A 20,194-nucleotide genomic window follows, 5' to 3' on the forward strand; every position below is an offset into this window, starting at 1 on the left:
GCCGCCCGGCAAACGAAACCGGGCGACCTTTTCTTCTGAGCGAGCGCCTCATTGAATCTTGTAGTAATCGAGCGCCGTCTTCGATGGCATGCGATACCGAGGCATACAGCAAGAAGCACTTAACCGAGAGAAATGTCGAAGGCGGCCACATTGTCTTGCACGTCCCGAAGCCCTTTATGGGAAGCGTGACGAAGCTTCCCGTCATCCGTCCAGGCTCGGTATCGATCTCTGCGATAAGTGTCGGTTTGACCCAGACCAGATTTTTACGGGTGCCGCTGTAAGCGACCGGAGGCGGCTTCCCATTTGATCCGATCCAGCATATTCCCGGCGACGGCGATAAATTTCACAGTGCGTTAATGCGATCGGTCGAAGCCCTTGAGTTTTACACCGATGCCGATACGGTCCGGGCCGCATTCGTCGATGCTGCCCATGAAGCAGGCATGCGCGTACTTCCCGACGACATGGCCGAGATGAAAAAGGGCTAGCTCACCCTACATCGTCCAGGTCGCAGCGATCTAGCGGGCGCGAAACGTTCAGGGATTGAAGTGATTAAGCTGTGGCTATCGTGTGAACAGGCAAGTGGATGATCGGCCGCCACCAGACGCTTGCCACGCATTGGTTGTCGGGATTAAAGGTGGCCTACCAGCCCTTTGGACCCTCGTCTCGCCCGCTGACGGCTCGCGTGCTTTTTCTGACTTCGTACTGAGGTTCGTGGGCGGAAAGCAGAGGACCCGCAGCAATCGATTGCGCACTAGGTTCCGATTGGAAGTACACGTAACCTTCCTGCCGGGGTGGATTCATATCCTTAGGCCCTCTTCGCACTGCTCCTGGCCATAACACCTGTCCGCTAATGAGCCGATCGCGGGCGAAACCCTCTTTGCGCCCCAATTCCGGCCGCACTTATCCCAGAAACTCGTGGCGGTTGCTTCCGACTTACCTGGGCAATCTTTCCGTGACTATACCTCCAGCAAGTCGGGTCGAGGCACTTGCCACCAGTGTGTCCACGCGAACTGACCGAACCGTGCAATCACGTAGACGACAACTGCGGTCGCAATCAGCAATTCGAAGACCGCCAGCCCGTGGGTTTGGTCGATTAGTTTCTGTCGGATTTGCCAGACCTCTAGCTGATCGGCCGTTTTGAAAAGCGCCGTCGCCCCGATGACCAAGGGGAAAGTGTAAGCCGAAAACCCGGGCGAGAACGGAAGCGCAAGCAATCGTATGAACGCGACATACACAATGGCAGTCATCAGCACCGAGATTCCCATCAGCAGAATAACTGGCAATGGTTGTGGGTCGTCGACCAACGACAAATATCCTGTCAGCGACAGGCTGGCCGGGGCCGCGAGGACCGCCAGCGTCGGCATTGCTGTAACCGCAACGTTCTCCGCAAAGATGAACCGGTAAAACATCACCGGCAGCATCAGCGCGTAGATAACCATCCCGAAATACAACGCAGTAACCGCCAACAAGAACAACGGTCCTTCGTGGGGACCTCGATAGGACACGGCGGCAACAATGACGCCGACCGGGGGAATAAACCAGCTGGGTACCATATGCGGCAGTTCGAACCGAACCGCCATTCTGTTTCTGGCAAACAATGCCAAGAAGACAACATGCACGCATAGCCCGAACAACCATAGCAACGCCCCGGCCAGATGATTGGACTGCCAGAGACTTATCGAGACAAGCATCCAAGCCATTGCATACGTAGCGACCACACCGCCCACCACGGGATTGGCGAGGTCGCGGGAAAGCGTTTTCGGGTGAAGGACGAACCGCACGCTCAGCAGGATGAGCAGAAACGCAGCAATCACGGCACCGGTTTCGGCAAGCCCAACGCCAGGAAGCAGATTTTCCCACGACAAGCCAAGGCTCGCGATGCCAAGCGCCAGCCCTGCTACCGGCGTTGGAAAGCTTCTTATTCGTTCTGACAGGTTCTTGAATCCATTTGCGGGCATTGTTTTGCCGCCACTCTTGGTTGGCTTAGCCTGAGCGCAGCAATCGTAACGGTCGAGCCTATACTCTGCAATGGCGATGACGTCCGCTGTGCGGCCAAGAGCGTACATTGCAACTGAAATGACGTTAGCGGAAATAGCCAACCGTCATGGCACGATTTTGCTGCGGCTGATCACCTCTTCGCCAAAGTCGAACGGTGTCTTGTAGTCGCAGGTCACGAGCGTCCCCCTGCCCTTGCCAGCGATCGTGCAATGTCGACGATATCATCGCGGCCAGCGGTTGGATCCTCTTTGTTCCAGGCGATCCCAAGCCCGATCCGGAAGTCGATCCCACTTACCTTCTTCAGCTCGAAGCCGCGATTGGGAAGATCCAGCGTCCATTCCGGCGCAAAGCCGATGCCAAGCCCGGCAGAGACAAGCGACACCAGCGCATAGGTGTCATCGCAGCTGAAGGCGATGTTGGCGGTGAGGTCGTATTCGGCAAACTTCTCATTGAAGTAGCGTTCCGAAAACGACAGGTTCTGCCGGTTAAAGGCGATGATCTTCTGAGTGCGCAGATCGTTGATGCTGATCTCGTCCCTGGCTGCCAGCGGATTGGCATGGCCAACCGCCAGGTAGTAGCGCTCATGCGCAAGCGAGACGAAGCGCAAGGAGCCGATGTTTTCCACCGGGCGGATGAAGCCTAAATTGAGCTGGCCGGTCTCCAGGCCGCGGATGATCTCGCCGGTATTGCCAGAGGCGATGTGGATGCGGACATCGGGATACTTGCGGGCGATCTTGGCAAGGAAGGTCGGCAGCATGCCCATGGTGGCCGGATAGATGCTGCCGATCCTGATCTGGCGGATGCGACTGCCGCCGGCTGCCCGCGTCAGTTCGGTGGTCAGGTCGATGTCGCTCAGGATCCGCACACAGCGATCATAGAAGGTTTCCCCTGCCCTGGTCAGTTCCACCCTTCTGGTCGAGCGGATGAACAGCGGACAGCCAAGCTCCCTTTCCAGCGACATCACATGATTGCTGAGGGCCGGCTGGGCAATGTGCATCCTGGCTGCCGCACGGCCGAAGTGCAGTTCCTCGGCCACTGCTTTGAAATAGGTGAGTTGGCGTAGTTCCACCGATTCGTTCCTCTGCTCGCCATGTGAGCATGGAGAGTCTATCGTTATTTGTATAGAATAGCCAGTTATTTTATTCCCAACAGAATGATCAGGTGGGCGGATGTCGCCACGTGATCTACTCGCTTGGAATGTGAAGAAACTTCGAGTTCGCCGAGGCCTCTCCCAGGAGCGCCTTGCGCTTGAAGCGGGATTGGAGCGTGTCTCAATCTCTCAACTCGAGCGGAAACAGGTGAATCTCGGAGTCGATTCTTTAGGAAAGATTGCCTCCGTATTGCACTGCAAGATTTTTGAGCTGTTGCTCGAACCGACAGAAGGAGAGCGACCGCCTCAAAATTTGCGTCGCGGCCGTCCAACGAAATAAGTGATTCAACCCCTGAAGCGACTGATGGAATTGAGCCGAACCTAACAAGTCGTCCACCGGCTCACAACCGCTTGGTTGGGGGTTCGAGTCCCTCCGGCCCCACCACTTTTTTCAGGGATTTGTTCCCTGCGGCCCGTATCGCCGGCATCCGCTGGCCGACAGGCTAAAGGGCTTACTTTTGCCTGCTGTCACCGGAATTATACGAGGGAATGGCCGGAATCGGCCTCCGAATTGGTCACGCCCTCCGATCAGCCCAGCCGTTCCGGCGTTGTGACGTTGCCTCGCTTCGGTCGCTGCCTTTACCCCTTAGGGAGCCACGACGCGCTCGCAAAGAACGCGTCGTCGCGGACGGCTTCCATCTCTGGCAAGCACAGCGGTTGATCACGGCGATTCCCTAAAGGGCAATATCTGCATCCTCTAATACACTGTAGAAAATGGTTGGAAGAGTGGAAGTCCTCTTCTGCAAGTCGAGGGTCACCTACGGCCGTGAGCCGCGTCTTTACCGGAGCAGACCTGCCCATTGGGTAGTGAACTGGGCGCCGCCGAGAAAACCCTCTTTTGCTTTGACTCGTCTTTCAACCAACCTTGGCCGTCATCGAGGCGGCCCCCAGAGGGAGGCATTCGAAATGAGACGGACCACGAAGCTGATAACAACCGCAATGGCGGTCGCGGGCAGCCTGCTTGCGAGTACCGCGACAATACATGCGCAGGAGGAGAGGAAGCCCAACATCCTGTTCATCATGGGAGACGACATCGGATGGATGCAGCCGAGCATCTATCACCAAGGCCTCGCGGTCGGTGAAACCCCCAATATCGACCGCATCGGCCGGGAAGGCGCGAAGTTCATGACCTACTATGCCGAGCAGAGCTGCACGGCGGGGCGGACCGCGTTCATTACCGGCATGCAGCCGGTGCGCGTCGGCATGGTTCTGCCGGAGATCCCCGGAAGTCCGTCCTACCTGCGGGCCGGCACGCCTCACCTCGCCAAGTTCCTGTATGATCTCGGCTACTCCACAGGTGAGTTCGGCAAGAACCATCTCGGAGACACCACCGAATCCCTGCCGACGGCGCACGGGTTCCAGGAATTTTGGGGCTATCTCTATCACCTCGACGCCATGCAGGGGGTGAGCTTCCCCGATATCAACAAGACCTCAACCGAGCAAGGGATCGCGCCACCTTGCAGGAACACGCCCATTCCTGGCATGGCGGAAGATCCGGCGGCGGTGGATGCAAAAACCACGACCTGCCTGACGCCGCCGCGTCCAATGCTCGCGTGCACATCCTCCGACGGGTCCCCGGCCAACCAGTCATGCAAGGACGCAGGGCCACTAACGCTCGAGCGCTCCAAGACGGTTGACGAAGAGATCTCCGCCAAGGTCATCGATTTCCTCGACCGCAACGACCCGAAGAAGACCAACAAGCCGTTCTTCGTCTGGTACAACCCCGCGCGCATGCACATCACCACCGTGCTGCCGGACAAGTACCTGAACATGGTGGGTGAGCAGGGCGGCAAGGACTGGGGCGTCAACGAAGCCGGCATGAAGCAGATGGACGACAACATCGGCTACGTCTTGAAGAGACTCGAGGAGATGGGCGAACTCGATAATACCATCGTCGTCTTCACCACCGATAACGGCGCCGAGACGATCACGTTCCCGGACGGCGGCACCACTCCGTTCAAGGGCGGAAAGCTCAGCACCTGGGAAGGCGGCATGCGTGCGCCGCTCGTAGTTCGCTGGCCGGGGCACATCGAGCCCGGTACGGTCAAGAACGAGATGTTCTCGGCCCTTGACTGGCTGCCGACCTTTGTGAATATCGCCGGTGGGCCCAAGGGGGACGGCCTGAAAAAAGAGATCGAGGCAGGCAAGTATCCTGGCATCGTCAAGACCACGCTCGACGGGATTGATCAGCGCGACTTCCTGGAAGGCAAGTCGCCATCCAAGCGCGACTCGTTCCTGTACTATTCCGGCAAGGAGCCGTCGGCAGTCCGCTACAAGAACTGGAAGATGTACTTCGCCATGGTGTCAGACGATCCGGCTGGGTTTATCGGCGGCGTGCAGCCTTACGCCTGGACGCAGGTCGTCAACATCAAGCGCGACCCGTTCGAAACCTCGGTCGGACAACAGTTGAAGACGCTCTTCGGTACAGGCGGCGCCATCGCGTCACCGTCCACCGCCTATGTCTACGACTGGAACATCCTGCCCATCGGCCAGCAGTTGTGGCTGAAGCATCTCGAGACCTACATCGACTTTCCGCCGCTTCAGAGCCCTGCAAGCTACAATCTGGAGCAAGTGATGCAGCAGGTCCGCGAAATGAAGACTGGTCACGACTGACGCGCAGGCGAATAGCGACATTTGTAGCGGCCGCCACATGGCGGCCGCTACATCGGTATGCCCAAGGGCTGCAGAGGGCCGAACGATGAGCGATTTCACCCAAGCAGATCATGATGAACCGCGGTGGGCTCCGGTGTTGGCAATCCTCGGGGTGTTTGCCTTTCTGGAGGTGCTGCCGCATCACGTCTACGCCCTGCCACGGTGGATATCATACGCGGTTCTGGTGGCAGCCATTGTACCGATGGTCCTTGTCACGCTTTCCAGCGACAATGCCGTGTGGCTGCGTGTCGAGCATGTCGCGATCATGCTGCTCGCCAGTGTTTACGCGGGGAATACGGCAGCAGAGCTTGGCGACATGGTCGGGATCATCACCGTTCATCCGCCCGAGACGCGTTCGGTTTCGCTGTTGACGTCATCCTTTACGATCTGGATCACCAACGTTCTGACCTTCTCGCTGCTCTACTGGCAGATCGACGCGGGTGGTCCCGCGCGCCTCGCGCGTAGCATGGCAGGACGACCCGACTGGCTTTTCCCGCAGGCGTCGGCTCCCGAGCTAGCCGCGCCGGACTGGCGACCGCTCTACGTCGACTATCTTTCCCTCGCGTTCAATACGGCGGCTGCCTTCAGTCCCACCGACGTGCTGCCGCTGACAAGACGTGCGAAGGGACTGATGATGATCGAAAGTGCCATTGCTCTGTTGACGCTCGTGCTCGTGGCTGCGCGCGCCGTCAATGTCATTCCGTAGCGGCGCATTGTTCGTTCCGTCGAGATCGAGGGTGCCTGATGTCAGTCGAGGCCGATCAGCTTTCAACAATGATCAATCACGCGGTGGCGCCGGCGTTTATGCTCAACGGCGTCGCGGCGATGGTGGCCGTGCTCGTCAACCGGATCTCCTCCGTTACCGAGCGGATCAGAAACCTCCGTGAGATCGATGAAGCTGACCTCGTTCGAGCCAGGCTAAAGCAGGAGATCGGCGAACTCAGACGGCGGGAGCTGCTCTTGAACAGTGCCTTGCACCTCGCTGTCCTTGCCGGGATCGGGGTGACGCTGTTACTCCTCTTCGGCTTTGTTGTGGCATTCTTGGGGTACCGCCACGAACCAGGCGCCGCCGTGCTTTTCATCGCGTCGCTTTGCTTTCTGGCTGGATCCCTGTTCCGGTTCCTGCAGGACATCAGGCTCTCCCAAGGCGAGCACAAAGATCGTCAGTTGCGGTGATAGATCGAACTGTGCGGGTTCGCCTTCACTAGAAGTGGAAGGCTACCCCTATGATCGGCCCCTGCTGGACGACGTCGAAGACAAAACCATCATCCTCGTAGTTGACGCCTATGGCACGGTATCCGGCCACTGCCGAGATGGTGTCGTTGAACTTGTAGCCGAGGCCGAGGCCCACGTCCCAGTCAACGTCGGCGCCGCCACCGCCCACCAGCCCCCATCCCGTGACATAGATTTCGGGGGTGAAGAAGTAGTTTCCGCGCAGGCCCACGACCGCGTCCACCCACGTGGCACTGTCATCCCGCTCCACACCAGCCAGAAGTCCGCCGTTGAAGGTGATGTCGGTCTCAACCGACCAGACTTTCATGCCGCCGAACACGTCGAGGTGGCCATTCTGATCTTCGAGTACGGCGTAGCCCACGCCCAGAAGCCCTGCAAATGTCTCCGACGTCACTCCGACGCTATCGGCGAAGATGCCGCGCGGCGTGTGCGCATCGGCCCCCAGTTTCACGTAGACAATGTCGCCGACGACGCTGTAGCGGTCATATCGTGCCTCGGCTGTAGCCATGAAGGCGAAGTCGAGATTGTCGAGAATGTCGCCGAAATCGGCATCGATATTGACCTCAGGAAGCCCGAATTGCCGTACGTTCCCGGAAATTCCGGCAGCCCAGAAGTAGGGCGCCACGGTGAATTCCCAGCCGCTGCGGGTCTCGACCGTTTTCGCTTCGGGTGCCAGGGGTGTGAGATCAGCCGCATTGGCGAGCGATGCGGTCGACAGGACTGCGAGCATGACGATCGCTGGCAAGTGAATGGTCTTCATGAGAATCCCCCGATCTCGTTTACCGCCCAGCATTGCTTCCGGGTCGACAGTGTGTGACGGGAATGGGGTTCGGCAAGCCGAAACGGCTATTCGGACTTGCTGGAGCAACAGAATGCCTGAGACTGTGGCTCGTTGGCCTCAGTCTTGCTTTCCTGCTGGCAGGGACACGCCACGAAAGCGACGTGTCCCTTGCTGGGATCAATAGCAAGGTGGGAACGGATAGTACCCACATTGCTGACCGTTGTAGTAGGAGTTGTAGTAGTAGGGTCGCGCTGCGGCCGCGCCCACCGCAGCGCCTGCAACCACGCCCGCGGCAACCGGGGCACCACGATACCAGGCACCATGATAGACGGGCGCCTGCCAGTATGTACCTCCTACGCGGTTGATGTTGGTGTCGCCGACATGCACGTCGTCCCCCCTGAAACCTCCCGCAAAGTCTCCTCCGCGCATGTCTCCTCCGAATCTGCCTCCGCCGCCGAAGCTACCACCGGCAAAGTCTCCTCCGTGGAATCCTCCGCCGCCGAATCCTCCACCACCGAACCCTCCGCCACCACCGCCGAAATGATCGATGAAGAGGGCTGCCGGTCCGGAGGCACCATTAAGGCTGCCCTCCAGAACGGTTATATCGAAGGTGAGCGTCGTCCCATCCAGTTTAGGGGTCTTGAGCGTCACGACAGCGTCGCTGACATCTGAACCGTCGCCGCCCAGAACCGACACCGTTGCGTTCGGCGGGTCGACCGCAAAGTTGTCCTTGCCGTCGTCCCACTGCATGATGAATTGTTCGGTCGTCACATGCCCTGCGGCCCGAACAGGCCGATCGGCAAAGACGATCGAATTGGCCGACACGCCGGTCAGAATGAGCTTGCCGCTTTCCATTTTCGCGCCAGACGAATTGAGCACCGCCAATGACGGGACCGGCCCTGTCGGCGTGACCACGCCAATCGTCTTTTCCAACGGCACGTGCGGCTTTTTCGGTGCGTCCTGGGCAAAGGCGGCGGGGCTCAAGGCAACACTTCCGAGCAGGATGAGCGTAGTCAATCGGTCGAGTTTCATGGATGTGTCCTCGCAGTTGGAACGGGGTAGTGTTGCATCACCTTCCACGCCCCGTTTTGAAGTCTGAGACTTCTGGTGTGGCGATCTCCCAAACAGCAGAGCCGCTTAGTCCTTGAAGATCTTTTTCCAGTCGGCCTTCATGTCGACGACGGTCCAGCCTGTGATCGCGGCCGCATCGAGCGCCTTGTCGAGGCGGCCAAAGTCCGTCTTGCGGTCATAGGCGTATTCACGTTCCTCATCGGTGTGGTGAATGAGGACCCCGAGACGCGCAGGCGCGCCTGCCATTGTCGTCCACTGCAGCATTTCGAGATCGCCGTCGGAATTGCCGAAGGCTGCGATGGGACGACGACCGATCTCCTGGTTGATCCCAACCGGCTTGCCGGCCTTGTCGTCGATGAAGTTGACTTCCGGCAGACGGTACAAGGTCGGCGTGTCGTCCTGCATCTTGAACTGCGTCTTGATCGAGGAACCGATAACCTGCTCCGGCGGGATGCCGTAGACCTTCTCGGTCCATGGACGCATGAACTCAACCCCGCCGCCCGACACGATGAACGTCTTGAAGCCGTTGGCGCGCAAGTAGGAAAGCAGCTCGACCATCGGCTGGTATACGAGTTCCGTGTAGGGTCGTTTGAACTTCGGGTCGCGGGCCGTCGAAAGCCAGTCGGTCACCACCTTCTCAAAATCAGATGTGGTCATTCCCGCATGGGTCACCATGATGAGCTCTAGCAGACCCTTTTCCCCTGATGCGGCGAGTGTCTCCATGTCGCCGTCGAGCACGGCCTTGAATGGCTGGACGTTCTGCCATTCCGGATGCTGCGGAGAAAGGGTCTTCACGCGGTCAAGGGCGAAAGCAAGCTGGGTGTACATGGGGTGCTCGACCCATAAGGTCCCGTCATTGTCGAAGACGGCGATCCGTTCCGGTTCCGGGACGAAGTCGGGTGATCCCTGCTTTGTCACTCTCTCCACGAACGACACAATTGCCGATTTTGGCCCGGTATCATTCCAGGACGGCAGGGGATCACTTTGTGCGTACGCGGATATTGCGAAGGCGAACGCACCAAAGATGACGGCGGCAGCCACGTAGAGTGGCGCGTTGACGAGGTGGCGGAACATTGTTTTTACCCCCAGGGTAAGCGTGGCGCGGGCTGCGCGTTCCTTCTCTTCCGGCATGCATCGACTCTAACGAAAGCGTTCCCTCCGCGATATTGCCCTTTGGGGAATCCGCGCAACCATGAGTGGCTTTGGCGACGCATGACACTTCAGCGACAAGGTGTTATCATGCGCGAGCTTTGGGAGTTGGACGATGGCTTCGGGCAAGGGGGAAGGTCGATTGCGGTGCGCCGGCGCCTTGCTGGCACCGCTCTTTCTGACGGCCTCGGTCGTATTCGCTGCCTCTCAAACCACTCCACCGCCTCTCGATCGGTCGCCGCGGGTTCTCATACTTTATCCATATGACGAAAGGATCGCGGCGACCACGGCTGCCGGGGAAGCACTGCGAGGCCGGCTCCTTGAAGCAACCAGTGGGAAGATCGATCTGTTCTCCGAGTTCCTGGACCTGTCGCGGTTTCCGGAGGCTGAACATGTCCAGCGACTGGGGCGGTACATGGCAGAGAAGTATGCCATCCGTCGCCCGGACGTCGTTGTCGCGCTGGGCAAGGAGTCGGCTAGTTTCATTTCGACAAACCGGGCAAGCATCGCTCCCGACGCGAAGATAGTTGCGGCCGGTTTCGGCAACTCGACCTCTGAAAACATCGACCTTCCCGATGACGTGATCGGCGCTTTCACGACATTCGACATTCTGAAGACCGCGGAAATGGCGCGAGGTCTGCAACCCGGCGCCCGTCACCTCTACATCATCGGCGGATCATCTGAATTCGACCAGGGTTGGCTGGCAACGGCGCGCGCCGACCTCGCCGAATTCTCCAAGTCGTACGAAACGACTTACCTCGAAAACCTGACGATCGAGCAATTCATTGAACGGGCAGCCGAAGTCCCTGCCGACAGCATCATACTGGCGTTGACGGTCTTCAAGGATCAGGCCGGGCGGAATTTCATACCGCGCGAAGCGATAGGAAAAATTGCTGCAACGGCCAGTGCTCCGGTTTACGGCCCCTACCAGACCTACATCAACTACGGGGTCGTCGGCGGCAATACCGTCACATTTGAAACTTTGGGTCAGACCGTCGGCAACCTGGTCCTCGATGCCATTGCCGGTAGGCCGATTAAGGATATTCAAGCGCCCCAGACGTACATCGTCGACGCGCGACAACTGAAGCGTTGGGGCTTGGCGGAAAAGAACCTGCCCGCGGGCACCATCCAGATGTACAGGGAAAAGGGCCTCTGGGAAGGCCACTGGTTGGCAGTGACAGGAGCGTTTGGTGTCCTTTTGATGCAGGCCGGCGTCATCGCAGCCCTACTTCTCGAGCGACGCCGTCGCCAGGAGGCAGAGAGCCGGTCGCGACTTCACCTGCTCGAAGCTGTCCACCTGAACCAGTCTGCGACGGCGGGGGCGTTGTCGTCTTCCGTTGCCCATGAACTCAATCAGCCACTGTCGGCCATCAGAAACAACGCGGAGGCTGCCTCTGTACTGCTTCAAAATGACAGCCCGGACCTTCAGCTCATCCAGCAGATCCTTCTCGATATCCAGGCAGATGATCAGCGTGCGGGCGACATCATTGGCCGGATGAGAGGATTGCTCAAGAAAAGAAGCGAGATCGACTGGCAGGAGTTCGACCTGAACGATGTCACGTCGAACGCAATCAGCATCATTCACGGAGAGGCGGAACGCAGGGGGATCACGCTCAAGACAAAGCGGCCGACGACAGAGCTACCGGTGCGCGCAGACAAGGTTCATGTGCAGCAGGTTGTCCTCAACCTGGCCACCAATGCGATGGATGCCATGACCGAGGCGGGGTCCGACAGCAGGATTCTGACGCTGGCGACAGGAGTTGTGAAGGAGAAAGCCGAGCTCTGCGTGGCCGACACGGGCAACGGAATTCCGCAGGAACGCCTGTCCAGCATCTTCGAGCCGTTCTACACGACAAAGCAGGCAGGAACGGGTCTTGGCCTTTCCATCGCGCGCGCGATTGTTGAGACTTACGGCGGAACGATCTCTGCGACCAACCGACCTGAAGGTGGCGCAATCTTTCGTGTGGCGCTCCCGCTTGCCCGAGGCGGAGAGCGACACTCATGAAACCGGTCGTCCATATCGTCGATGACGACGAATCTTACCGCACGGCAACGGCACGGCTGCTTTCCGCCTATGGCATCGCAGTGGAGGTCTATGAATCCGGTGATGAGTTTCTTGCCCGCCTTCCAGGCTGCGAGCCGGGCTGCGTTCTTCTTGACCTGCAGATGCCCGGTCGGTCCGGCTTGCAGGTACAGCACCAACTATCCGAGCTCGCACCGCTGCTTCCGATTGTGTTTCTTACGGGGCAAGGGGACATAAAGGCCGGCGTCGACGCGATGAAAGCGGGCGCCCAAGACTTCCTGGAGAAGCCGAGTTCAGGTGCGGTCCTGATGGAAACCATCCAGCGCGCGTTGGCTCAGTATGAGAGGCGCAGGACCGAGTATGAGCGCCGGCAGCAAATGAGGACTTTGGTGGCTGGCTTCAGTGCCCGCGAAGCTGAAGTGTTTGGGCTTGTTGTCCGTGGCCATCTCAACAAGCAAATTGCCTACGCCCTTGGTATATCGGAGCGCACGGTAAAGGTTCACCGTCATCAGGTTATGGAGAAGCTCGGAGCAAGGTCGCTTGCGGAGGCTGTCTCGATTGCCGCGGACATCGGGCTCGACCACGGACAAGTACGACGTGTGACGCAAAGTGACGGGCCGCCTTCCCCTTAGGGCAATATCGAGTTTTCGACGACGCGCCTACAATGGGTGCCAACTGCGGATCACGAGAAATGTCACAATGGGGGCATGATAGTGGGAAAGCTGCGCGGCACTGTCGCGGTTGTCGATGATGATGCGAGCCTGCGTCGAAGCGTCGGACGCCTGCTCTACGCTTACGGATTTCCGGCCATTGAGTACCAATCTGCAGAAGCCTTCCTCGGTCGCGATCCAGACATCCTGATCGACTGTCTCGTATTGGACATCGACCTCGGCGGCATGTCCGGGATCGAATTGCAGCACCAGTTGAAAGAGGCAGGATCGAAACTGCCGGTGATTTTCATCACCGCCCTCGAAGACCCCCGCCTGAAAATCCAGGCAGAACGAGCCGGGTGTGTCGCCTATCTGCGAAAGCCTTTCGCAGGGGTCGGACTCATCGACGCGGTGAAGAAGGCGATCGGATCGTGAGTTCTTGGACGATGACCGACCGCCACGAAGCTCAGGCAGACTGACCAGCCAGAAGGCTAACAGGGAGGTCTAATATGGAATGGCTTAGACACTGGCGGCCGATGGCCGAAGCAGTAGCAATGGCGTCCTGCCTCAGCGTGCATCCGTTTTCTGCCGGAACCGCATCCGCTCAGCAAGCAAAACCGAACATCGTGTTCATTCTCGGCGACAATATCGGCTACGGAGACATCGGCGTTTACGGAGGCGGGAATTTGCGTGGATCGCCGACGCCGCGCATTGACCAGCTTGCCTCCGAAGGGCTGCGACTGACACAGTTTCTGGTCGAGCCCTCCTGTACGCCGTCTCGCGCAGCCTTGATGACAGGACGCTATTCCATTCGTTCCGGACTGTCGTTGGTTGCTGTTCCGGGCACGTCTTTTTCCTTACCGGCAAACGAAGTCACGATGGCGGAAATGCTGCATGACGCAGGCTACGCGACCGCAATCTTCGGCAAGTGGCATCTCGGCGCGCAAGCCTACAGTCAACCGCAAAACCAGGGTTTCGACGAATTCTACGGTATTCCGCCCGGCGATACCTGGGACGCATTTGGAATGATCCGGCAGGCAAGGCAGACGAACGCGCTCGATATCCCTCTCGACAAGGGGCCGCAAATCGTCGAAGCGAGCCGCGGCCAGCCACTTAAATCCGTGAAGCCATACACCGAGGAAGTCCGCCGCGAAATCGATTGGGAGCTGGCGGATCACGGCATCGACTTCATGAAGCGGCAAAAATCGGCGGGCAAGCCGTTCTTCCTTTACCTGCCGATATCGCGCACGCACTTCCCGAACCTGCCTTCGAAACGGTTCGAGGGCGCGTCGCGGATTGGTCAGTTCGGGGACTCCCTGATGGAGGGCGATGCGATTGTTGGAACGGTGCTTGACGCAATCAAGGACCTTGGGGTCGAGCAGGATACGATCGTGGTCTTTGCATCAGACAATGGACCGGACGGCCCTGGCGCAAACCGCTTCGGCGGCGACATGCCGGATATTGGCAGTTCCGGACCGTATCGTGGTGCGCTTGGCGAAATCAGCGAAGGTGCGATACGCACGGCCGCGGCGATACGCTGGCCGCAACGGATCAAACCGGGATCTTCGTACGCGATGTTTTCGATCATGGATTTTTTCCCGACCTTCGCCCACATCGCTGGCGCCAAAGTGCCGGATGACCGGCCAATCGACGGTGTGGATCAAACCAGCCTGTTGCTAGGAGAGGACGACGACGGTGCCCGTGATCACCTGCTGACCTTCGTCGGGTCGGAATTGGTCGCAGCCCGCTGGAAACAGTTCCGTGCGTATTTCGTCAACGTGGCGCCGGGCCGTAGCGGCGCAGGGGGCGCAACGTTGATGGGAGGCGTTGGCGCGAGTGCTGCACCCATGAACGGTTATCCGCAAGTGTTCAACATCGAGGCCGATCCACAGGAGGAACACAATATCGGCGAGATGTACAACTGGGTTCTGGGGCCGCTGCTGCAGGCGGTGGGAGAATATAAGGCGAGCCTTGCGCGATCACCAAACCCGCCGGCGGCGAACATGACAAGGTTTTAGCTGCCGCAGCCTTGCGCGAACTCAAGCACAACTCGTTCCATGGTCGCCAGTTCCGGAGTGAAGTACACGGAAAACAAACCCTGCTTCAGGCGCAGCTGGTTGCGCCTGAAGCAGGGAATCTGGTTTCGTCGATCGACCTAGCCGATCGACATCAGGCTGGCATTGCCGCCGGCCGCGGCGGTATTGATCGAGGTGGATACCTCTTCCAGAAGCCAGTTGAGGCAATAAGCATCCGGATCGTGCTCGAGCTTTTCTGTCGAAGCGGATTGGGTCAGCAGCAACGGGCCCGGCATCGCGGCGATCTTTGCGAGCATGGCGGAGACACGATCAGCATCGCCTTCAACAAGTGCGCCGGCCATGGGCTCGGTATCGTCAGTTGCCTTCCTCCAGGAAATCCGCTGCGCGACGCTGACGGGAACATCTTTCAGCGTCGTGCGGAGGCTCCCATCGCATTCGATTACCGCGCTGTTGCCCGTGGCAAGCACAGCCGAGACCTGGCGAATGAGGCCGGTCTGGGAGACCGGAGCGCACAGGATCGCTCCACGGGGATGAAGAGCATAGAGGTTGCGCTCACCGACGGGGCCGGCAAGTTCGGTTTCAAGTCCCAGGGCCGACTGGCTGCCGAGATGGCGTGCCGTTTCAGCATCCTCGGAAAGGCCCTGCTGGTCCAGCCACTTCGCAAAGTCCGAAAGAGCCGGGTCGCTGTAGACGGAACTGTGCTGCGGTGGGATTGGTGGCGTCGTCACCAACCGCCCGAGATAGAGCGGCCCGCCCGCTTTCGGGCCGGTGCCCGACAAGCCGCGGCCACCGAAGGGCTGGACGCCGACAACTGCGCCAATGACGTTGCGATTGACATAGAGGTTGCCGGCCTTCACCTGCGAGGTAACGTTCGCAATCGTTTCGTCGAGGCGTGTATGGAGCCCGAAGGTCAGGCCATATCCGGTTGCATTGATCTCGTCGATCAGGTGGCCGAGGTCCTGGCGGCGCCAGCGAACGACATGGAGAACAGGCCCGAACACTTCGCGCTTGAGTTCAGAGATCTTGTTGATCTCAATGATTGTCGGCGCAACGAAGGTGCCATTCGTGGTCGCATCGGGCAATTCGACGCGCTCCACGGCACTGCCGGAACGGCCCATGGCATCTACATGCTTCTCTATAATGTCCTTGGCTTCGGCGGTGATTACCGGGCCGATGTCGGAGGCCAGCCGGTTGGTGTTGGCAATCGAAAGCTCGCGCAACGCCCCCTTGAGCATGGCCAGCGTGCGATCAGCGACGTCTTCCTGCAGGCACAGGATACGAAGTGCCGAGCAGCGCTGCCCGGCGCTGTCGAACGCCGAGGCGATCACGTCGCCAACGACCTGTTCGGCGAGCGCCGAGGAATCGACGATCATGGCATTCTGACCGCCAGTTTCGGCAATCAGCGGAATCGGCTTGCCATCCTTTGACAGACGCTTGGCCAGTTCCGCCTGGATCAGTCGGGCGACCTCGGTCGAGCCGGTAAACATCACAGCGGCGGCTTCAGGCGCTGCGACCAGGGCCGCCCCTACCCTTCCGTCGCCGGGAACCAGTTGGACGACATCGTCTGGGATACCAGCCTCATGCAGGATGCGAACTGCTTCGGCGGCGATCAGCGGCGTTTCTTCCGCGGGCTTGGCAAGAACCGGGTTGCCGGCAACAAGAGCAGCAGCCACCTGCCCGGTAAAGATTGCCAGCGGGAAGTTCCAGGGGCTGATGCACACGACCGGTCCGAGTGGCGCATGCGAAGGGCCAAGAGTTCGGCGGGTCTGCTCGGCGTAGTAGCGCAGGAAGTCGATTGCCTCGCGCACTTCGGCAATCGCATTGAGCAACGATTTGCCGGCTTCGCGGATGATGAGGCCGAGCAAGGTCTCCATCCTCGCCTGCATGATGTCGGCAGCGCGATCAAGATGTGCTGCCCTTTGACCCGGCGTTACCGATCCCCAGGACGAAGCAGCTTTCAGAGCGATCGCGGCTGCCGAGGCGACCTCTTTTGCGGTTGCCTCGCGTACTGTTCCGACAACGTCGCGGTTGTCGGCCGGGTTGAGAACGTTGCGGGCAGTTCCCGCCTCGGTCTGGTTGGTTGGCGCGGCCGACCACGAGACGGTGGCGCTCGCCTTCAGTGCTTCTGTAAGCGCCTGCAGCGATGTTTCATTGGAGACATCAAGGCCGGCAGAGTTGCGGCGCTGGCCGTAGAGGTCGGAGGGAAGCGCAATCTTGTCGTGCTTCTGGCCGGGCACTTGCATTCTCGCGACAATCTCAACCGGATCGGCGACAAGCTCGTCGATGGAGACATTGGGGTCGGCAATCCGGTTGACGAAGGAGGAGTTGGCGCCGTTTTCGAGAAGGCGGCGCACAAGATAGGCAAGCAGCGTTTCATGGGTGCCGACAGGAGCATAGATGCGGCACGGGCGGTTGAGATTCTGCCGGCCCACGACCTCGTCGTACAGTGGCTCGCCCATACCATGCAGGCACTGGAACTCGTACTTGCCGACATAGTAGTCGGAACCGGCCATGTGGTAGATGGTGGCAAGCGTCTGTGCATTGTGGGTGGCAAACTGCGGGAAGACGGCATCGGTCGCGGCAAGCAGCTTCCTGGCGCAGGCAATATAGGAGACGTCGGTGTAGATCTTGCGGGTAAAGACAGGGAAGTCTTCAAGGCCATCAAGCTGCGCGCGCTTGATTTCGGCATCCCAATAGGCGCCCTTGACAAGTCGAACCATGATGCGGCGACCGGCGCGGCGGGCAAGATCGATGATGAAGTCGAGGACGAAGGGGCAACGCTTGCCATAGGCCTGGACAACGAAGCCCATGCCGTTCCAGCCGGCAAGGTCCTCGTCGAGGCACAGCGTTTCGAGGATATCGAGCGACAGTTCCAGCCGGTCGGCTTCCTCCGCGTCGATGTTCAGGCCGATATCATAGGACTTGGCGATCAGCGCAAGTGCCTTCACCTTCGGCAGCAATTCGCCCATCACGCGCGCGCTCTGGGCTCTCGAATAGCGGGGATGGAGGGCCGAAAGCTTGATCGAGATGCCGGGGCCCTCGTAGATGCCGCGGCGGTCGGATGCCTTGCCGATCGCGTGGATCGCCGCTTCATAATCCTTGTAGTAGCGTTCGGCGTCGGCGCCTGTGGTCGCGGCCTCGCCCAGCATGTCGTAGGAATAGCGGAAGCCGCGTTGTTCAAGCGGCCTTGCCCGCTGCAGCGCCTCGTCGATCGTTTCGCCGGTAACGAACTGCTCGCCCATCATGCGCATCGCCATGTCGACGCCACGCCGGATGACCGGCTCGCCGCAGCGTGCAATCAGGCGGGTGAGCGCTGCCGAGAGGTTGCGATCGTTGACTGTCGAGGTGAGCTTGCCGGTCACCACCAAACCCCAGGTCGCGGCGTTGACAAAGAGCGAGCGACCACCGCCCAGATGCGACTTCCAATCTCCTTCAGAAATCTTGTCGCGGATCAGGGCATCGCGCGTTGCTGTATCGGGGATGCGCAGCAGGGCCTCGGCCAGACACATGAGTGCCACGCCTTCCTGGCTCGAAAGAGAATATTCGTGCACGAGCCCTTCGACGCCGGTGCCCTTGTGCTTGGCGCGAAGCGCTGCAATGAGCCTGCGAGCGGTCGAAGCTGCGTCTTGGCTGACCTTTTCCGGCAGCGTCGCAGCCCCGATGAGGCGCGGAACACAGACGGTCTCCGGCGTGCGATAAGCTGCCGTAATGGCACGGGGCAGCTCGCTTTGCGGTCGGACCGCCGGCGCGAAACCCTCGAAAGGATTTGCAGCGTCACGCGGCTGCGCGCCATTGGTTTCGTTGCCCACCGTATCGTTGGTGATCGTCATGTCTTTGCTCCAGATCAGGTATGGCTGATACATAGCAGATCTATGAAGTTGATTTCACTTGAAATAGGCTGGAATGAAATGTATTTGCCTAATTTATACGGAAATCAGAGGCAATGTCGTGACTACCATCGCAAACGGCAGAGAAATCGACCAGTTCGATCACAGGATTATCGAGGCCCTTGTCGCCGACGGTCGCATGTCGATTACCGATCTTGCAAAGAAGGTCGGCCTGTCCAACACTCCTTGCCAGGTCAGACTAAAGCGATTGATCGAGGATGGCTATATTCTTGGCTTCCGCGCAATCGTCGACGTGAAGAAACTTGGCAAGAACCATGTCGCGTTCACAGAGGTAAAGCTCTCCGACACGCGTGAGCACGCGCTGAAGGCCTTCAACATCGCCGCGCGGAAGCTGCAGGAAGTCGAGGAGTGCCATATGATCGCCGGCGCTTTCGACTACCTCTTGAAAATCCGCACATCAGACATTTCCAATTACCGTCTCGTGCTCGGCGAGAAGATATCGAGCCTCCCCTTCGTCGCCAGCACATCGACCTTCGTTGCCATGGAGGCGGTCAAGGAAAACGGCGCCTGAAGGTCGGCCTTGCCTAGCCCAGCCTAAATTTTCCACCGCCCGCCCTGCTTGCCGCAGGAGAAATTTCCATTGCGAGATATTACCTATTTACAACTAACATGTCAGTCTGTTACGTCTAACACGTTGCCTTGGAGGATGGATATTGACTGAGAAATTTGGGCTTTCCGTTGCGCTTGCCACGCCGTTCGAAATCAGCGGCGAGATCGCTGTCGACACGATGATTAGGCAGGCAAAACAAAGCCTTGCAGAGGGATGTTCGAGTGTTACGCTTTTTGGCACCACCGGCGAGGGATCGTCGATCGGGACCCAGGAGCGCGAACGTATCCTCGGGGCATTCCTGGATGCCGGTATCGAGCCGCGGAAGATCGTCATGGGAGTGCTTGTTGACGCCGCCGAAGATGCCGCAGCGCAGGCCGGGTATGCGCTTTCCCGTGGCGTGCGCAACATCCTGCTTGCCCCGCCCTCCTACTTCAAGAACGTAAGCGATGACGGCCTCTTCAAATGGTTCTCGGCGGTCTTTGTGATCCTCGGCGACAGGGCGCGCGACATCATCGTCTATAATATTCCCTCGGTTACGATGGTGCCCCTGACCGTGTCTCTGATCGGGCGTTTGCGGACGGCCTTTCCAACGGTTGTCACTGGCGCGAAGGATTCGTCCGGCGACTGGCCGTTCACCGAAGCCCTTTTGAAGGCGCACGGTGACCTCATCATCCTGATCGGCGACGAGCGCCACCTTGCAAAGGGTGTTCGCCTCGGCGGACAAGGTGCGATCTCCGGGATGGCGAACTTCCTGCCTGCGGAGGTCAAGCTGATGGCGGAAGAAGGCAGGGACGATGCCCGCGTCGAGGATTTTGTCGCCGAACTTCTGAAGTATCCGGTTACCCCGGCAGTCAAGGTCATGGTGGCCAGGCAAACCTGCGACGATGTTTGGCTTGCGGTTCGCCCACCACTCATTTCGATATCTGGCGAGGGACAGGAGCGGCTTGCTCTTGCCTTCGATTCACTTTTCCGCTCCAAGGCTGCATAGGCACC

General features: G+C 59.3%; 17 protein-coding genes and 1 pseudogene. 11 read left to right on the forward strand and 7 right to left on the reverse strand.

The annotated features are described in order from the left end of the window. Positions 1–119: 119 nt before the first annotated feature. A pseudogene (locus IB244_RS31960) lies at positions 120–298 on the reverse strand (ATP-dependent DNA ligase); the annotation flags it as partial. A 58-nt stretch (positions 299–356) separates the two neighbouring features. Here IB244_RS31960 and IB244_RS02220 point away from each other — a divergent pair. Beyond that, a complete protein-coding gene (locus IB244_RS02220; protein ID WP_409564041.1) occupies positions 357–485 on the forward strand; it encodes a hypothetical protein in 129 nt (42 codons plus the stop codon). A gap of 471 nt (positions 486–956) precedes the next feature. On the opposite strand, the gene IB244_RS02225 is transcribed toward IB244_RS02220, so the two are convergent. Further along, the gene (locus IB244_RS02225; protein WP_246734276.1) at positions 957–2,099 is read right to left on the reverse strand and encodes a TDT family transporter; all 1,143 of its coding nucleotides are present in this window, start codon (positions 2,097–2,099) and stop codon (positions 957–959) included. 71 nt (positions 2,100–2,170) lie between these two features. After that, positions 2,171–3,067: a LysR family transcriptional regulator gene (locus tag IB244_RS02230; RefSeq protein WP_192303028.1), complete on the reverse strand. Its 897-nt coding sequence runs from the start codon at positions 3,065–3,067 to the stop codon at positions 2,171–2,173. A gap of 100 nt (positions 3,068–3,167) precedes the next feature. Here IB244_RS02230 and IB244_RS02235 point away from each other — a divergent pair, with 100 nt between their 5' ends. The 4 genes from IB244_RS02235 (at position 3,168) to IB244_RS02250 (ending at position 6,976) form a co-directional block, all read left to right on the forward strand. Continuing rightward, a complete protein-coding gene (locus IB244_RS02235; protein ID WP_113113703.1) occupies positions 3,168–3,428 on the forward strand; it encodes a helix-turn-helix domain-containing protein in 261 nt (86 codons plus the stop codon). Between the two features lie 659 nt (positions 3,429–4,087). After that, the gene (locus IB244_RS02240) at positions 4,088–5,761 is read left to right on the forward strand and encodes an arylsulfatase (protein WP_192241331.1); all 1,674 of its coding nucleotides are present in this window, start codon (positions 4,088–4,090) and stop codon (positions 5,759–5,761) included. An 85-nt stretch (positions 5,762–5,846) separates the two neighbouring features. Beyond that, entirely contained in the window at positions 5,847–6,506 is a 660-nt protein-coding gene (locus IB244_RS02245) for a hypothetical protein (RefSeq protein WP_112643292.1), read from the forward strand. A 68-nt stretch (positions 6,507–6,574) separates the two neighbouring features. After that, entirely contained in the window at positions 6,575–6,976 is a 402-nt protein-coding gene (locus tag IB244_RS02250) for a DUF2721 domain-containing protein (RefSeq protein WP_246733874.1), read from the forward strand. Positions 6,977–7,004: 28 nt separating this feature from the next. Here IB244_RS02250 and IB244_RS02255 read toward each other — a convergent pair whose 3' ends face one another. From IB244_RS02255 to IB244_RS02265, 3 genes are all read right to left on the reverse strand, one after another. Continuing rightward, the gene (locus IB244_RS02255; protein ID WP_169684178.1) at positions 7,005–7,793 is read right to left on the reverse strand and encodes a hypothetical protein; all 789 of its coding nucleotides are present in this window, start codon (positions 7,791–7,793) and stop codon (positions 7,005–7,007) included. A 198-nt stretch (positions 7,794–7,991) separates the two neighbouring features. Beyond that, positions 7,992–8,846, reverse strand: a complete 855-nt coding sequence (locus IB244_RS02260; protein ID WP_192303030.1) for a hypothetical protein — start codon at positions 8,844–8,846, stop codon at positions 7,992–7,994. A 105-nt stretch (positions 8,847–8,951) separates the two neighbouring features. Then, a complete protein-coding gene (locus IB244_RS02265; protein ID WP_169684183.1) occupies positions 8,952–9,959 on the reverse strand; it encodes an HAD family phosphatase in 1,008 nt (335 codons plus the stop codon). Positions 9,960–10,149: 190 nt separating this feature from the next. Here IB244_RS02265 and IB244_RS02270 point away from each other — a divergent pair, with 190 nt between their 5' ends. The 4 genes from IB244_RS02270 (at position 10,150) to IB244_RS02285 (ending at position 14,725) form a co-directional block, all read left to right on the forward strand. Beyond that, on the forward strand, positions 10,150–12,039 hold the full coding sequence (locus tag IB244_RS02270) for a sensor histidine kinase (protein WP_169684175.1): 1,890 nt from the start codon (positions 10,150–10,152) through the stop codon (positions 12,037–12,039). Continuing rightward, positions 12,036–12,689: a response regulator transcription factor gene (locus IB244_RS02275; RefSeq protein ID WP_169684174.1), complete on the forward strand. Its 654-nt coding sequence runs from the start codon at positions 12,036–12,038 to the stop codon at positions 12,687–12,689. Before IB244_RS02270 ends, IB244_RS02275 begins: the two co-directional genes overlap by 4 nt. A gap of 81 nt (positions 12,690–12,770) precedes the next feature. Then, positions 12,771–13,142: a response regulator transcription factor gene (locus tag IB244_RS02280; protein ID WP_192303136.1), complete on the forward strand. Its 372-nt coding sequence runs from the start codon at positions 12,771–12,773 to the stop codon at positions 13,140–13,142. A 74-nt stretch (positions 13,143–13,216) separates the two neighbouring features. Beyond that, a complete protein-coding gene (locus IB244_RS02285) occupies positions 13,217–14,725 on the forward strand; it encodes an arylsulfatase (RefSeq protein ID WP_246734278.1) in 1,509 nt (502 codons plus the stop codon). Between the two features lie 137 nt (positions 14,726–14,862). Here IB244_RS02285 and putA read toward each other — a convergent pair whose 3' ends face one another. Further along, positions 14,863–18,573 (reverse strand): trifunctional transcriptional regulator/proline dehydrogenase/L-glutamate gamma-semialdehyde dehydrogenase, encoded by a 3,711-nt coding sequence (gene putA, locus IB244_RS02290; protein WP_192303032.1) that lies wholly within the window; start codon positions 18,571–18,573, stop codon positions 14,863–14,865. Between the two features lie 145 nt (positions 18,574–18,718). Between putA and IB244_RS02295 the strand changes: the two genes are divergently transcribed. Both IB244_RS02295 and IB244_RS02300 read left to right on the forward strand, forming a co-directional pair. Further along, a complete protein-coding gene (locus tag IB244_RS02295) occupies positions 18,719–19,162 on the forward strand; it encodes an Lrp/AsnC ligand binding domain-containing protein (RefSeq protein WP_312867196.1) in 444 nt (147 codons plus the stop codon). Positions 19,163–19,304: 142 nt separating this feature from the next. Then, the gene (locus tag IB244_RS02300) at positions 19,305–20,189 is read left to right on the forward strand and encodes a dihydrodipicolinate synthase family protein (RefSeq protein WP_169684171.1); all 885 of its coding nucleotides are present in this window, start codon (positions 19,305–19,307) and stop codon (positions 20,187–20,189) included. Positions 20,190–20,194: the final 5 nt, after the last annotated feature.

This window comes from Rhizobium sp. RHZ02 (assembly GCF_014851575.1).
GTDB classification, from domain to species: Bacteria; Pseudomonadota; Alphaproteobacteria; order Rhizobiales; family Rhizobiaceae; genus Rhizobium; species Rhizobium altiplani.

Bases quoted from the DNA above. Each gene is read 5' to 3' on its own strand.
- IB244_RS02255 (WP_169684178.1), bottom strand. From the start codon at position 7,793: ATGAAGACCATTCACTTGCCAGCGATCGTCATGCTCGCAGTCCTGTCG.
- IB244_RS02235 (WP_113113703.1), top strand. From the start codon at position 3,168: ATGTCGCCACGTGATCTACTCGCTTGGAATGTGAAGAAACTTCGAGTT.
- IB244_RS02240 (WP_192241331.1), top strand. From the start codon at position 4,088: ATGGCGGTCGCGGGCAGCCTGCTTGCGAGTACCGCGACAATACATGCG.
- IB244_RS02270 (WP_169684175.1), top strand. From the start codon at position 10,150: ATGGCTTCGGGCAAGGGGGAAGGTCGATTGCGGTGCGCCGGCGCCTTG.
- putA (WP_192303032.1), bottom strand. From the start codon at position 18,573: ATGACGATCACCAACGATACGGTGGGCAACGAAACCAATGGCGCGCAG.
- IB244_RS02285 (WP_246734278.1), top strand. From the start codon at position 13,217: ATGGAATGGCTTAGACACTGGCGGCCGATGGCCGAAGCAGTAGCAATG.
- IB244_RS02250 (WP_246733874.1), top strand. From the start codon at position 6,575: ATGATCAATCACGCGGTGGCGCCGGCGTTTATGCTCAACGGCGTCGCG.
- IB244_RS02275 (WP_169684174.1), top strand. From the start codon at position 12,036: ATGAAACCGGTCGTCCATATCGTCGATGACGACGAATCTTACCGCACG.
- IB244_RS02265 (WP_169684183.1), bottom strand. From the start codon at position 9,959: ATGTTCCGCCACCTCGTCAACGCGCCACTCTACGTGGCTGCCGCCGTC.
- IB244_RS02220 (WP_409564041.1), top strand. From the start codon at position 357: ATGCGATCGGTCGAAGCCCTTGAGTTTTACACCGATGCCGATACGGTC.
- IB244_RS02260 (WP_192303030.1), bottom strand. From the start codon at position 8,846: ATGAAACTCGACCGATTGACTACGCTCATCCTGCTCGGAAGTGTTGCC.
- IB244_RS02245 (WP_112643292.1), top strand. From the start codon at position 5,847: ATGAGCGATTTCACCCAAGCAGATCATGATGAACCGCGGTGGGCTCCG.